Annotated in this window: 17 protein-coding genes; 9 read left to right on the top strand and 8 right to left on the bottom strand. The window is 67.4% G+C overall.

Annotated elements, in window-relative coordinates; genetic code table 11:
* The 3 genes from creB to creD all read left to right on the top strand — a co-directional run.
* Positions 1–613: two-component system response regulator CreB (creB, locus tag ACYP5B_RS49380; RefSeq protein ID WP_459574766.1), on the top strand; the 613-nt coding region annotated here is incomplete at its 5' end.
* A gap of 41 nt (positions 614–654) precedes the next feature.
* Positions 655–2,097: a two-component system sensor histidine kinase CreC gene (creC, locus tag ACYP5B_RS49375; protein ID WP_459574765.1), complete on the top strand. Its 1,443-nt coding sequence runs from the start codon at positions 655–657 to the stop codon at positions 2,095–2,097.
* 110 nt (positions 2,098–2,207) lie between these two features.
* Positions 2,208–3,629 carry a cell envelope integrity protein CreD gene (gene creD / locus ACYP5B_RS49370; RefSeq protein WP_318234650.1) on the top strand — a complete coding sequence of 474 codons (1,422 nt, stop codon included), beginning with the start codon at positions 2,208–2,210 and terminating at the stop codon, positions 3,627–3,629.
* A 247-nt stretch (positions 3,630–3,876) separates the two neighbouring features.
* Here creD and slmA read toward each other — a convergent pair whose 3' ends face one another.
* From slmA to argB, 3 genes are all read right to left on the bottom strand, one after another.
* Positions 3,877–4,536 (bottom strand): nucleoid occlusion factor SlmA, encoded by a 660-nt coding sequence (slmA, locus tag ACYP5B_RS49365; protein WP_318237231.1) that lies wholly within the window; start codon positions 4,534–4,536, stop codon positions 3,877–3,879.
* The gene (locus ACYP5B_RS49360) at positions 4,533–5,513 is read right to left on the bottom strand and encodes a pyrimidine 5'-nucleotidase (RefSeq protein ID WP_459574764.1); all 981 of its coding nucleotides are present in this window, start codon (positions 5,511–5,513) and stop codon (positions 4,533–4,535) included. Before ACYP5B_RS49360 ends, slmA begins: the two co-directional genes overlap by 4 nt.
* Before the next feature lie 72 nt (positions 5,514–5,585).
* On the bottom strand, positions 5,586–6,515 hold the full coding sequence (gene argB, locus ACYP5B_RS49355; RefSeq protein WP_400097422.1) for an acetylglutamate kinase: 930 nt from the start codon (positions 6,513–6,515) through the stop codon (positions 5,586–5,588).
* 249 nt (positions 6,516–6,764) lie between these two features.
* Between argB and ACYP5B_RS49350 the strand changes: the two genes are divergently transcribed.
* From ACYP5B_RS49350 to ACYP5B_RS49340, 3 genes are all read left to right on the top strand, one after another.
* A complete protein-coding gene (locus ACYP5B_RS49350; RefSeq protein ID WP_400097424.1) occupies positions 6,765–7,343 on the top strand; it encodes a sigma-70 family RNA polymerase sigma factor in 579 nt (192 codons plus the stop codon).
* Positions 7,344–7,457: 114 nt separating this feature from the next.
* A complete protein-coding gene (locus ACYP5B_RS49345) occupies positions 7,458–7,685 on the top strand; it encodes a zf-HC2 domain-containing protein (protein ID WP_400097426.1) in 228 nt (75 codons plus the stop codon).
* On the top strand, positions 7,682–7,909 hold the full coding sequence (locus ACYP5B_RS49340) for a cysteine-rich CWC family protein (RefSeq protein ID WP_267605227.1): 228 nt from the start codon (positions 7,682–7,684) through the stop codon (positions 7,907–7,909). The genes ACYP5B_RS49345 and ACYP5B_RS49340 overlap by 4 nt, the downstream gene beginning before the upstream one ends.
* Here ACYP5B_RS49340 and ACYP5B_RS49335 read toward each other — a convergent pair whose 3' ends face one another.
* A complete protein-coding gene (locus ACYP5B_RS49335) occupies positions 7,910–8,422 on the bottom strand; it encodes a DMT family transporter (RefSeq protein ID WP_400097430.1) in 513 nt (170 codons plus the stop codon).
* A 93-nt stretch (positions 8,423–8,515) separates the two neighbouring features.
* On the opposite strand from ACYP5B_RS49335, the gene ACYP5B_RS49330 reads away from it, so the two are divergent.
* Positions 8,516–9,451, top strand: a complete 936-nt coding sequence (locus tag ACYP5B_RS49330; protein WP_318237226.1) for a LysR family transcriptional regulator — start codon at positions 8,516–8,518, stop codon at positions 9,449–9,451.
* Between the two features lie 27 nt (positions 9,452–9,478).
* Here ACYP5B_RS49330 and ACYP5B_RS49325 read toward each other — a convergent pair whose 3' ends face one another.
* A complete protein-coding gene (locus ACYP5B_RS49325) occupies positions 9,479–9,958 on the bottom strand; it encodes a copper chaperone PCu(A)C (RefSeq protein WP_400097432.1) in 480 nt (159 codons plus the stop codon).
* Positions 9,959–10,173: 215 nt separating this feature from the next.
* On the opposite strand from ACYP5B_RS49325, the gene ACYP5B_RS49320 reads away from it, so the two are divergent.
* Positions 10,174–11,583 (top strand): ATP-binding protein, encoded by a 1,410-nt coding sequence (locus ACYP5B_RS49320; protein WP_440938321.1) that lies wholly within the window; start codon positions 10,174–10,176, stop codon positions 11,581–11,583.
* The gene (locus tag ACYP5B_RS49315; protein ID WP_400097436.1) at positions 11,580–12,203 is read left to right on the top strand and encodes a response regulator transcription factor; all 624 of its coding nucleotides are present in this window, start codon (positions 11,580–11,582) and stop codon (positions 12,201–12,203) included. The genes ACYP5B_RS49320 and ACYP5B_RS49315 overlap by 4 nt, the downstream gene beginning before the upstream one ends.
* A 34-nt stretch (positions 12,204–12,237) precedes the next feature.
* Here the strand turns inward: ACYP5B_RS49315 and ACYP5B_RS49310 are convergent, their stop codons facing one another.
* The 3 genes from ACYP5B_RS49310 to ACYP5B_RS49300 all read right to left on the bottom strand — a co-directional run bounded on the left by ACYP5B_RS49310 (position 12,238) and on the right by ACYP5B_RS49300 (position 13,618).
* Positions 12,238–12,534, bottom strand: a complete 297-nt coding sequence (locus ACYP5B_RS49310) for a hypothetical protein (protein ID WP_400097438.1) — start codon at positions 12,532–12,534, stop codon at positions 12,238–12,240.
* 184 nt (positions 12,535–12,718) lie between these two features.
* A complete protein-coding gene (locus tag ACYP5B_RS49305) occupies positions 12,719–12,922 on the bottom strand; it encodes a CsbD family protein (RefSeq protein ID WP_400097440.1) in 204 nt (67 codons plus the stop codon).
* A gap of 114 nt (positions 12,923–13,036) precedes the next feature.
* Entirely contained in the window at positions 13,037–13,618 is a 582-nt protein-coding gene (locus tag ACYP5B_RS49300; RefSeq protein ID WP_318237221.1) for a hypothetical protein, read from the bottom strand.
* Positions 13,619–13,742 lie beyond the last annotated feature (124 nt).

The raw sequence follows: 13,742 nt of genomic DNA, 5'->3' as shown, positions 1-13,742 counted from the left end.
GACGGTCGAGCACTGCGCGCTCGGCAGCGCCGCGCTTGCGCGCCTGCGCGCGCAAGCGCCGGACCTGGTGATCCTGGACGTGGGCCTGCCCGACATCAATGGCTTCGAAGTCTGCCGCACGCTGCGCACCTTCTCCGATGTGCCCGTGATCTTCCTCACCGCGCGCAACGAGGAAATCGACCGCATCGTCGGGCTGGAGATCGGCGCCGACGACTACGTGGTGAAGCCCTTCTCGCCGCGAGAGCTGGCGGCGCGGGTACGCGTGATCCTGCGGCGCGCCGGCAAGCGTGCCGCGCCGCATGGCCTTGCGCCGGCACCCGTGCAGCCTGAAGGCTTCACGCTCGATGCCGACGGCGCGCGCCTGGCCTGGCGCGGCCAGTGGCTCGACCTGACCCGCTACGAGTACCGGCTCCTGGCCTTGCTGCTGCAGCATCCCGGGCGCATCTATTCGCGCGCGCAGCTGATGGACCTGGTCTGGCACGACGCGCTCGACACCATCGACCGCACAGTCGATACACATATCAAGACGGTGCGCGCCAAGCTGCGCGCGCTCGATCCGGAGTGCGATTCGATCCGCACCCATCGTGGCATGGGTTATTCGCTCGAAGGCTGAGCGGCGCCACCACTTCATACACAACCTACCCACGGCCACGCATGCATATCGGGCTTCGCATCTTCTTCGGCTTCTTCCTGATCGTCGGGCTGGCGGCGTTCCTCACGCTGCGGGTATTCGTCCAGGAGGTCAAGCCCGGCGTGCGGCAAGCCATGGAGGACACGCTGGTCGATACCGCGCATGTGCTGGCGGTGCTGGCCGCCGACGACATGAAGAACGGCCGCATCGCCGACGGCGCCTTCGCGCGCCGCCTGGCGCGGCTGCGCGAGGACAAGGTCGATGCCAATGTCTGGGGCATGCACAAGGATGCGGTGGGCTACCGCATCTACATCACGGACGAGCGCGGCATCGTGCGCTTCGATTCCGGCGAGGCGGCGGTTGGCGCGGATTACTCGCGCTGGAACGATGTCTACCGGACGCTGCGGGGCGAGTACGGCGCGCGCAGCACGCGCGCCAACCCCGACGACGATGCCAGCACGGTGATGCACGTGGCAGCCCCCATCCGCGACGGCAACATGACCATCGGCGTGCTGACCGTGGCCAAGCCCAACGTGACGATGGCGCCGTTCATCGAACGCAGCCAGCGCAAGATCCTGCAGAGCGGCCTGTTGCTGATGGGCGGCGCGTTCGTCATCGGCCTGGCCTGCACGCTGTGGCTGGTGCACGGCCTGCGCCAGCTGCAGCGCTATGCGCGCGCGGTGGCGGCGGGCGAGCGCGCCGAGATGCCCCTGCGCGGCGCCAGCGAGCTGGCCGAGCTGGGCCGCTCGGTAGAGAGCATGCGCCTGCGGCTGGAGGACAAGCAATATGTCGAGCACTACATCCACACGCTGACGCACGAGATGAAGAGCCCGCTGGCGGCCATCAGCGGCGCCGCCGAGCTGCTGCAGGAAGACATGCCGGGCGCCGACCGCCACCGCTTCGTCGCCAATATCCGGCGGCAGGCACAGCGGCTTGAGGCAATGATCCGCAAGCTGCTGGCGCTGGCGGCGCTGGAGCAACGCCAGAGCCTGGAGACCCACGAGCCGGTTGCATTGGTGCCGCTGATCGAGCAGTTGCTGCATGAGCTGGAGCCGCGCGCCCGCCAGCGCGACCTGACGCTGCGCTTGATGCCGTCTGGCCAGCCCGAGCCGGTCGTGAAAGGCGATCCGTTCCTGCTGCACCAGGCGCTGGGCAACCTGCTGGAGAATGCCATCGACTTCGCGCCGGCGGCCAGCACGGTCGACGTGTCCGTGGCGCACGGCAGTGATCCCGCCGAGAAGATCGCCGTGCGCGTCACCGATCACGGCCCCGGCATTCCGGACTATGCGCTGCCGCGCCTGTTCGAGCGCTTCTACTCGCTGCCGCGCCCCGGCGGGCAGGACAAGAGCACCGGGCTGGGCCTGTGCTTCGTGCGCGAGATCGCTACGCTGCATCACGGTGAAATCACGCTGGCCAACCGCGCCGAGGGCGGAGCGTGCGCGACGCTGGCGCTGCCTGCGGCATAGCGACTTCACACTCAGCACACAATCGGGCCAATCGCTTCACGCAGGCTTCCGCGGCGGCTCACATGGCAACCCTAAGCTAGCGGCATCGTCACTCCCGCGCGCCTGCCGCCATGAATCGAATCCTGTTTTTCAAATCCGCCATCACGGCGTTCCTGATCCTGCTGATCCTGATCCCGCTGCATCTCGTGGGCAATGCCGTGCAGGACCGCAAGCACTACCGCGAGGAAGCGGTACGCAGCGTCTGGCAAAGCTACGCCGGCCCGCAGACCCTGACCGGCCCGGTGCTGGTGCTGCCGTACAAGGAGATCCTGCGCGTGACGGACAGCAGCGACCCGAAGCGGCCGAATGCCACCGTGCTGCAGGCAGAGGTCGGACAGTTGCTGGTCTTCCCCACGATGCTACGGGTCAAGGGCGAGGTCACGCCGAGCGAGCGCTATCGCGGCATCCACAAGGTGCTGGTGTACGAGATGCAAAGCCGCTGGCAGGGCACCATCGCGCTGCCCGACCCGGCCGAGCTGCCGCGCTCGGCCGGGCACGTCGCCTTTGAGGTGGGCCAGCCGTACATCACGATCGGTATCAGCGACACGCGCGGCCTGATGGCGGCACCTGCGTTCGAGCTGGACGGCAAGGCGCTGAAGCTGGAGCAAGGCGCGCGGCTCAAAAGCCTGTCGCAAGGCCTGCACGCCGAGATCGACTTGCCGCCCGCCAAAGCCGCCAAGCCCGGCCTGGATGGCAGGTCCGCGCAGGCACGGCGCGTGGTGCCGTTCTCGCTGACCTTGCCGCTGCTGGGCGCGCAGTCGCTGGCCTTCACCCCGGTGGGGGACCAGAACGACATCTCGCTCGATTCCGCGTGGCCCCATCCGAGTTTCGACGGCGATTTCCTGCCGCGCACCCGCAGCGTGAGCGCGCAGGGCTTTCGCAGCAACTGGAGCGTGACCTCGTACAACACCAAGGCCCGCAGCCAGCTTGCTGGCACCGGCGACGGCATGCTCGAAACGGTGTCGGTGACGCTGATCGATCCGGTCAACATCTACCTGCAGGCGGAGCGCGCGGTGAAGTACGGCGCCATGTTCGTGCTGCTGACCTTCGCCGGCTTCTTCATGTTCGAGCTGGTCAAGCGCCTGCGCATCCACCCGATCCAATACCTGCTGGTAGGCCTCGCACTCGCGGTATTCTTCCTGCTGCTGCTGAGCCTGTCCGAGCATATCTCGTTCGCGCTCGCCTACCTGGCGGCCAGCGCTGCCTGCATCGGGCTGCTGGGCTTCTACCTGTCGTTCGTGCTGCAGAGCTGGCGGCGCGGGCTGGCCTTTGCCACGCTGCTGACCGTGCTGTACGGCGCGCTCTATGGCCTGCTGCTGTCGGAGGACAATGCGCTGATGCTGGGCTCGCTGTTGATGTTCGTGATCCTGGCCGCCATCATGGTGATGACCCGGCGCATCGACTGGTACGCCGCGGGCGCCGCATGGCAGCCGCTGCGCGACAAGCCTGCGGCCCCGGCCGACGAAAACGCCGATGCGACCATACAGGCCTGAGCGCAGGACAATGCCACGGTTTGCTCCCCTCTCCCACTTGCGGGAAAGGGGCCGGGGGAGAGGGCGGGCGCTGGTTACGCCGTCATGCTGGAAACAACCATTGGCTTCGCTTCCAGTGGCTCCTGGCTAAGCCACCCCTCTGCCCAGCCCTCTCCCCCTGAGGGGAGAGGGAGTAAACACCGTCGTCATTTCAATCGGTTTTGGCGCATCCGGCCGGCTTCGGCCAATGCTTCAGAATGGGCGCAGCCTAGCCGAGCAGCACACGCAACTGCGCGTCCGCGTTCTCGCTGGGCAGCTTGCGAAAGCCGCTCTTGGCATAGCGATGCCACTGCCCCTGCACGGTCGCCACGATCAACGCGGCGCGCACCGGCACGTCGGCGTCGGGCGGAAAGGCGCCCTGGCTGATGGCGATCTTCAGGCACTGCCGCAGCGAGGCCTCGATCCGGTCCACTAGCTGGTTGATGCGCTCCTGCAGGCGGTCGTGCTCGCCCACCAGCGCTTCGCCGGTCAGCACGCGCGTCATGCCGGGATTCTTCTCGGCAAAGGACAGCAGCATGCGCACCACGGCGTGCGCCTGGCGCAAGCCATGCTCTTCCTGGGTGGTGATCTGGTTGATCAGGCCGAAGACGGTCTGCTCGATAAAGCCGATCAGGCCTTCGAACATCTGCGCCTTGCTGGCGAAATGGCGGTATAGCGCCGCCTCCGATACGCTGAGCTTGGCAGCCAGCGCCGCGGTGGTGACCTTTTCCCCGCGCGGCACTTCCAGCATCCCGGCCAGCGTTTGCAGGATCTGCACCCGCCGCTCGCCCGGACGCGGGCGTTTGCGTGCCGGCGCCCCGTCCACGCCTGCGCCCTGCCCGGCGGCGGCCGGAGCCGCACCCGATGGGCGCCCATTACTGTGCATCATGACCCGATTCTCCGCATTCGTCGTTGGAGTTGATGCATGGATTGTACTTTTACGTTCACATAGCCGGGGCGATTTACGATCCGCGCCCGCACGCGCGGCGCCGATGCCGGCAGCGCCTGCGGCGCCGTCGTGCCGGGCGCCAGCGCGGGCGGATCCTGCGTCTCGGCCGCCACCAGCGTCACCGAATGTTCCTGCGCGGCGTGGCCGGCGTGCTGCCGGTCCTCCGCGTCCAGCGTGCTGCGCACCGCGGCGTCGCCGCTGGCGCCCGCCACGGCAGCGCCCGCGGGCATCGGCACGTCGTGCGGGCGCGATGGCGCCAGCGTGCGCAGGTAGCCCGTCACCCAGGCCGTGCGAATGCCCGTGCCCGCATAGCGCTTGAGGTGGGACAGCGTGTCTTCGACCAGCACCGCCCGGTGCGGCGCCACCCGCTGCTGCACCAGCAGCCGGCGCAGCATGCGCCGGTCCGGCTTGGGCCGCAGGTGGCCATGCACCCACATGTCCTCTATGGCGACCACCCGCTCGAAACACCGTTGGATGCCAGCGACTTTGATCACCGCGCGCGCGTATTGCTCCGGCGCGTTGGTCACCAGGATCTTGCGCCCGGGCAGGCGGCGCAGGTGGCCGGCCAGGCCGCGCTGCACCCGCACCATCTCCGCCAGTTCGGGGAAATCATGCGCGGCGCGCAGGAAGTCGGCCGGGTCCACGTTGTGGTGGCGGATCATGCCGAGCAGCGTCGCACCGTAGCGCTGCCAGTACTTCACCCGGACCTCGCTGGCGGTGGCCTCGTCGCTGCCCAGCACGCGCGCGACATACGCCGTCATCAACTGGTTGATAGCGGGAAAGATCGCATGCGACGCGTCGTGCAGCGTGTTGTCGAGATCGAACAGCCAGACCGTGCGGCCGGAATTGTCGCCCGCGGGGCGGCGTCGGCGCGCACCGCGCAGGCTGCGGCGCAAGGGCGGGGAAATAGATGGCACGCGGGAAAGAATGAAGGGTGGGGCGGCAGCGCGCGCAATGCGCGCAATGGGCGCGCTGCCGGGAGATGCGTTCTAGTGCGAACGGATCATGGTACCGAACGCTTGTTCGGTCAGGATTTCAAGCAGCAGCGAGTGTTCGATGCGGCCATCGATGATGTGCACCGAATTCACGCCGCTCTTGGCCGCGTCCAGCGCCGACGAGATCTTGGGCAGCATGCCGCCGGAGATGGTGCCGTCCGCGAACAGTTCCTCGATCTCGCGCGCGGACAGGTCCGTCAGCAGGTTGCCGGCCTTGTCCATCACGCCCGGGATGTTGGTCATCATGACCAGCTTCTCGGCCTTGAGGATCTCGGCCATCTTGCCCGCGACCACATCGGCGTTGATGTTGTAGGCCTGGCCGTCGTCGGAAAAGCCGATCGGCGAGATCACCGGGATGAAGGCGTCGTCCTGCAGGGCCTTCACCACCGCCGGGTTGATGGCCTCGATATCGCCCACGAAGCCGATGTCGATGAAGGCGCCGGGACTCTCGCGGTCCGGCATCTTGAGGCGCTTGGCGCGGATCAGGCCGCCGTCCTTGCCGGTCAGGCCCACGGCCTGGCCGCCGTACTGGTTGATCAGCATGACGATGTCCTGCTGCACTTCGCCGCCCAGCACCCATTCGACCACTTCCATGGTCTCTTCATCGGTGACGCGCATGCCCTGGATAAAAGTGCCGACCTTGCCGACCTTCTTCAGGGCTTCGTCGATCTGCGGGCCACCGCCGTGAACCACGACCGGGTTCATGCCGACCAGCTTGAGCAGGATCACGTCGCGCGCGAAGCCGTGCTTGAGCTTGTCCTCGGTCATCGCGTTTCCGCCGTACTTGACCACAATGGTCTTGCCGTGAAACTTGCGGATATAGGGCAGCGCCTCGGCAAGGATTTCGGCCTTGAGGGCTGGGGCAATTGCGGCCACCGCGGTAGCGGCAGGCCCAGGGGTGTCGGCGTTCATGGCAAGGGACATCCGTGAGATTCAACAGGTATCATGGCAATTCTGACCGGCGGTGAACAACTGGTTACGGGGGTTTTTACCCCGATTAGGCCACCTCCGGCCGCGGCAGGCGCCGATTTTACAAGAAACCGCGGCGCACGCGTGCAGACGGTGGCGCAGCGGGGGTTCAAAACCGGTGCATGCGTACTGCGGCGCACCATGGCGTTCTATCCACGCAACAGTTGGCCAACAGTCGCATCACCACCGAATAGCGGCAACGCAATGAGCCTGCACCCCGACGATCTTAGCGCCCTGCGCCCCCATTTGCTGCGCTTCGCGCGCCTGCAGCTGCGTGACCAGGCACTGGCCGAGGATACCGTCTCCGACACTCTGGTGGCCGCGCTGGAGCACCCGGAGCGCTTTAGCGGCCAGTCCGCGCTGAAGACCTACCTGATCGGCATCCTCAAGCACAAGATCATCGATACGCTGCGCAGCGGCCGGCGCGAAGTGCGCCTGACGCTGGGCGGCGGCGAGGACGATGACGAGGCCCAGTCGGATATCGACGCCTTCGATGCCCTGTTCGCCAAGAATGGCCATTACCATACGCCGCCATCCGACTGGGGCAACCCGGACCGCGCCCTGGAGCGCCGTGAGTTCTTCGAGATCCTGCAACTGTGCGTGGACAAGCTGCCCGCCAAGATCGGCCGGATTTTCATGATGCGGGAATGGCTGGAGCTGGAAACCGAAGAAATCTGTCAGGAACTGGAGATCACGACGACTAATGCTTGGGTCATGCTGTACCGGGCCCGCATGCGCCTGCGCGAGTGCCTGGAGCTGAACTGGTTCGGGCAGAAGGCGTGAGCGCCGGAACCTTGGCCTGAACCTTGGCCTGAAGCTGGCCTGACCTTGTAAGCAGGCCGCGACAGCCAGGCAAGCTGCCACGGCCCAAAACCGCCTCTCCAACCAAAGGAAGCCATGCCTGATACGCCACCCCGCCGCCGGCTGCTGCCAAACTGCCGGGAGATCCACCACCTGACCATGGAAGGCATGGACCGGCCGTTGAGCTGGATCGAGCGCGTGCGCATGCGCGGGCACATGGCGATTTGCGACGCCTGCACCAATTTTTCGGGCCAGATGCGGCTGATGCGCGCCGCCATGTCCCGGTTGGGCCAGGAAGACGAGCCACCCCGGGGCACGCCGTGAGCGATCCGGCCACGGTGCTGACCGGGCAACTGCGCCCGGTGGAGCATTGCAGCGCCTGCGGCGCCGGCTTTGTGTGCGGCTATGCCGCCGGCCTGCCGCACTGCTGGTGCGCCACCCAGCCGCTGCTGCCCGCCCGCCAGATCGTGCCGGGCCAGCACTGCCTCTGTCCCGCCTGCCTGGCGCGCCGCCGCAAGGATGGCGGCAACGCGCAAGCCGAAGGCTGATCAGTTCGCCGCCTGCGCCGGCACCGTGCTGGCCGCGCCCGCCCCGGCGAAATGCATCACCACCACCCCCAGCACCACCAGCGCAGCGCCGGCCAGGCGCCCCGGCGTCACGGCGCGGGCCGCGAAGCCCGCCAGGCCAAACTGGTCCAGCAGCAGCGCGCCCACCATCTGCCCCGCCACCACCGCCGCGATAAAGCCGCCGGCGCCCAGGCGCGGGGCCAGCACCAGCGCCACGGTAATGTAGAACACGCCCGCCACGCCGCCCGCCCACATCCAGGCCGGCCCGCCCGCCGCCAGCGAGGGCAGCGGGACCTTCAGCAGCCACGGCAGCGGCAGCACCACCGCCAGGCTGACCAGCAGCGAAACCACGGTGGCCCACAGCGGATGGCCCAGGCTGCGCCCGAGGGTGGCGTTGGCGCCGGCCTGCAAGGGAATCAGCGCCCCGGAAACAATGGCCACCAGGACGGGAACGAGGCCGGCGAGCGCCGGCGAAATGTTGTTGAGACCGGGCACCTAGGCATCTCCAGCAAAAAAATTTGATGCCTCAGTGTGAAATATTGCGCCGCGAATTACCAATTCTCGTTTCATAGCGTTAATATGCGCCGCATGAATGATCTCCGCGGTATCGACCTCAACCTGCTGGTGGTGCTGGAAGCCCTGCTGGCCGAACGACATATTTCGCGCGCCGCGCTGCGCCTGCACCTCAGCCAGCCTGCGGTGAGCCATGCGCTGGGCCGCCTGCGCCAGTTGCTGGATGACCCGCTGCTGGTGCGCGGCCAGGGCGGCCTGGTGCCGAGCGCGCGCGCCCACGAACTGGCGGGCCCGCTGGCCGAGGCGCTGGCGCAGGTGCGCATCCTGCTGGGGCCGTCCGGCTTCCAGCCCGCCACGGCGCGCCGCAGCTTCCGCCTGGCCATGTCCGACTACGGCGCGATGGCGCTGCTGCCCGGGCTGCTGCGCGCGGTGCGCAAGATCGCCCCGGGCATCGACCTGGTGGTCAGCCAGGCCAGCCGCGAAGCCATGACCGCCAAGGTCGCCGATGGCGAGATCGACCTGGCGCTGGGCGTGTTCGGGCAGCCTCCGGAAGGCGTGCGCAGCACGGAGCTGTTCGAGGAAACCTATGCCTGCATGGTGGATGCGGCCACGGTGCGCGGCCTGGGCAAGCTTGACCAGGTGGCGTACCTGGCCCGCTCGCATGTGCTGGTGGCAGCCCACAGCGAGCGCGTGGATGCCATCGATGCCGCCGTGGCCAAGGTTGGCGGGCGGCGCAAGATTGCCTGCGTGCTGCCCCACTGGAGCGTGGCGCCAGCGCTGATCGCCGGCACCAACCTGGTCCTGACCACGGCGCGGCGCAGCCTGGCCGCGTTCGAGGAAGATCCGCGCTTCGCGGTGTTCGATCCGCCCTTCCCGCTGCCGGGCTTTGGCTTCAGCCTGATCTGGCACGACCGTACCGACGCCGATCCCGGCCATAGCTGGCTACGCGAGCGCGTGATCGCGGTGGCGGCCGGCGACGAGCCGGACGACGCGATCAGCCTGCGCAGCTAGGCAGCCTGGCTGCCTGCCTTTAGCGCTTCAGTGCTTGTGGTCGCCGTGCGCGCCGGCGACCGGCGCCGTGGCGGTGAGATCACGCACTTCGGCGTCGACCTTCTGCTCGATCACCTTGCCGCCCTGCTCGATCTTGAGCGTCAGCGGCACGGTGTCGCCCTTCTTCAGCGGCACCTTGAGGCCCATCAGCATCACGTGGTAGCCGCCCGGCTTGAGCTCGACGTCCTGCATGCGGGGCAGGTCGAGCGCGCCGATGGCGCGCATGCGCATCACGTTGCCATCCATCTTCATTTCATGCACTTCGGCCGTGGTTGCCGCTGGCGTGCTGACGCCGAGCAGCTTGGCGGGCTCGTGCGCATGCAGGGTCATGAAGACGCCGGTGGCGGTCTGCGCCGGCACGGTGCCGCGCGCCCAGGCGTTGCTGACGTCGACCTGGGCGAAAGCCGCGTTCGAGCACAGCGCGGCGAGCAGGGCGGCGGGCACCGCGGCGAGGAATCTGGCTTGCATCTGGACTAGCTCCACTGAGATTCAAAAGACTGCACGAAAGGAAACATTAAACCATGACGACCCTGCTGGCGTGAGCCGGGCAGCGCAATTCGGGTAGCCGGCCGGGCAGCTAACCTGCAGCGAACCGTTCAGTCTGGCAGCGCCGCTGGCGCCAACCAATGCGGCACGGTGTCGCACGCGACGGGCCGGGCGCCGGTCGTTGTTAAACTCGCGGCATGGATACCATCGCAGCCGTGCCGCCAGACACGGTCCCCTCCCGCCCCGGCTCTGCCACGAGCATCGCCCCGGTCCGCCACAACCTGATGAGCCTGCGCCGCCTGTTCTGGCTGCGCTGGGCGCTGATGGGCGGGCAGTCGGTGCTGCTGGTGTCGTGCGAGTCCGTGGCCGGCGTGATCCTGCCGTACAGCCCGCTGCTGGCGATCCTCTCGCTGCAGGCGGTGTTCAACCTGCTGACCGGCCTGCGCCTGCGCATGCACGCCAGCCGCGGCAGCATGCCGAGCGACGCCGAGCTGATGGGCCAGCTGATGGTCGACCTGACGGCGCTGTCGGCCAACCTGTTCTTCACCGGCGGCGCGACCAACCCCTTTGTCTCGTTCTACCTGCCGGGGCTGGCGATTGCCGCCGCCATCCTGCCGTGGCGCAATGTGATCGCGCTCGCCGTCTACGCGATGGCCTGCTACAGCCTGATGCTGATCGAGTACGTGCCGCTGAACCTGCACAACCCGGACAACGCCATCAACTATCACCTGGCCGGCATGTGGCTCAACTTTGTCGCCAGCGCAACCATGATCGCGGTATTTGTGGCGCGCCTGTCCGGGGTGCTGCGCCAGCGCGACGCGGAGCTCAACCTGGCGCGCGAACAGTTGCTGCGCGACGCGCGCATCGAAGCGCTGAACGACCAGGCCGCCGCGGTCGCCCACGAGATCGGCACGCCGCTGGCCACGCTGGCGGTCATCGCGGGCGAGCTGCGCGCCGATGCCGCGGACCCGCGCCTGGCGGCCACGCAAGTGTCCGCCTACCTGCCGGACCTGCAGACCATGGAGCAGCAGCTCGAGCTGTGCAAATCGATCCTGGCCCGCCTGCGCGACGACCACGAGACCGCAGCGGCGCAGCGCATCGATGCCTGGCTGGACGCTTATGTGGAGCGCTGGCAATTGCGCCACCCCCATGCCCGGCTGGAAGCCAATGCCATCGGCGAAGCCGCCGCCCTGCCGGTGGAAGCCGCGCGCGTGGGCCAGATCCTGACGATCCTGCTGGACAACGCCGCGCGCAGCCAGCTGGCCGCGGGGCACGAACAGATTCCGCTGCGCCTGGCCATCGCGCTGGAGGACAACCGCGCGCTGCCGACGCTGACGTTTCGCGTCACCGACCGCGGCCTGGGCATCCCCAAGTCTCAGCGCGCGCGCCTGGGCGAAGCACCGATGACCAGCATGCATGGCGGCCAGGGTATCGGCGTGTACCTGGCACAAAGCGCAGCCCTGCAGATGGGCGGCCGGCTGGCCTGGCACGACCACCACGAGGGCGGCACCGTGGCCGAGCTGCGCCTGCCCGCGCCCTCCCCGGCAGCCTTGCCGGCCGCTCCACCGTTTGCCTCACCCCTGACAACGACAACGAGCCCGCGATGACCGACGCCCACCATGATCCCGCCGCCGACGGCGCACAGCCCGGCGCCAGCGATGCCGCTCCATTCCTGGTCGTCGACGACGATGCCGTGTTCGCCGGCGCACTGGCGCGCGCGCTGACGCGCCGCGGCTATGCGGTGCAGGTCGCGCACAACCGCCAGCAGGCGCTTGCGCTCGCCGCGCAAACGCCGTTTGCCTACATCACGCTGGACCTGCACCTGAGCGCGCCCCCGGAAGCGGGCAGCACCGCGCCGGCCGAGTCAGGCCTGCAACTGGTCGCGCCGCTGCGCGCGGCATTGCCGGACGCGCGCATCCTGGTGCTGACAGGCTATGCGAGCATCGCCACCGCGGTGGCAGCGGTCAAGCATGGTGCCGATGAGTACCTGGCCAAGCCGGCCAATGTGGATTCGATCCTGACGGCGCTGATGGCCGGGGTATCGGAAGACGCGGCAGAAGCCGCCATGGAAGAGCCGGTGCCGCTATCGGTGGCGCGGCTGGAGTGGGAACACATCCAGCGGGTGCTGTCCGAGCACGAAGGCAATATCTCGGCTACCGCGCGCGCGCTCAATATGCATCGGCGCACGCTGCAGCGCAAACTGGGCAAGCGGCCGGTATCGCGGTAGGCGGTCCGTGCCTGAGAAACGCTCAGCCGCACCTTCAGAGGCGCAGTTGCACGTAGTCCCAGTCCAGATCGTTCTCCCGGCCGAGGGCTTGCTCGGCAACGCGCAGGGCGTCACTGGCATGGCGATCGGCGCGCGAGCCAAGATCGCCGGCCTGCACGGCCAGCTCCACCGCGGCTTGCGGCGTGGTGCTGGTCGACACGGCGGGCTTCGCCACAACGGGCGCGCTCGCCTGGCGAAGTACTGGCGCGGCCTCCGGGCGCACGCAGAGAAAGACGGTTGCCGCGGCAAGGCCACACAGCACGCCGAACGAGGACAGTAGCTCGCGTTTCATTTCGGTTCTCCTGCCTGGTTGGTGGTTGAGGGTGCGGGTTCGGAAAGCGGGCGCTAACCGGCCGGCTACGAGCTTTCGATCGTGCCGGCCGCCACTTTGGCATTGCATCGCAACACGTACCAGCGTGCTTACGAATGCTTACCTGTCTTACTCTTCTCTTTACCAGCGTGTCTTAGCCGGTGCTTTACCAGCGGGAATCCCGCTCCCACGCCTTCATTTCCTCTTCCACGCGCTCCTTGGTGTAGCCGTAGCGCTCCTGGATCCGGCCGGCAAGCTGGTCGCGCTTGCCCTGGATCCGGGTAAGGTCATCGTCCGTGAGCTTGCCCCACTTTTCCTTGACCTTACCCTTGGCCTGCTCCCACTTTCCTTCGATCTGATCCCAGTTCATGGGCGTTTCCTCTATCGTGGATGGGTGACGTGCTAAGTCGTGCTGAGTCGTGCTAAGTCAACGTGCTAAGTCAACGTGCTGACTCAACGTATCGAGTCTGCGTACGAAGGCAAGTTACTTGGCGTACTTGGTCTTCACGTCGGCCTGGCACTTGCTCTTGGCATCGCCGGACATGGCATCGCACTTTTCCTTGTCAGCCTTGTAGGCGGCGTCCACGGTGTCCTTCTTGGCATCGGCACGCGCTTCGGCTACGTCGGTGCTGGTGCCGGTAGCGGCAGCCTTCTCGACCTTGGCCGAACCCAGGGCTTGCTCATGGGCAACCTTGGCTTCCTTCACGCACACGTCCTTGTCATTGCCCTTCCTGTCGTCGCACTTTTCCTTGGCCACGCTGTAGTCGGCATCGGCCTTGACCTTGTCCGCCTTGGCGCGCGCCTTGGCCGTGCCATCGCGGGTCGCTTCGGCGTTGGCCTTGGCCACGTCCTCGTCGCGCTTGGCTTCCTTCACGCAAACGTCCTTGGCATTGGCCTTGAGGCTGTCACACTGGGCGCGGGCGGCCTTGTAGTTGGCGTTAGCGGTCTTCACGGCCGCGTCGTAGTCAGCCTTGGAACCTGCGGGTGCGGCATGCGCCAGCGTGAAGGCGGCGGGACCGGCAAACATCATCGAACACACTGCTGCGCTCAGCCATTTCTTCATCATGTCGTGCTCCTTTTTCAGTGGCGGAATACTGTGGAGGGCGGTCTCGCTGTTGGGCTCCTGCCCGGTGCGATCCGCGTTTGCCCACACCGTAGGTACAGAGTACGCATGGGCACCTCCTACAATC

It is taken from the genome of Cupriavidus sp. 8B, from assembly GCF_054589115.1.
Note: the sequence above shows the minus strand (reverse complement) of the source record. Positions and strands in the feature narration are given on the sequence as shown.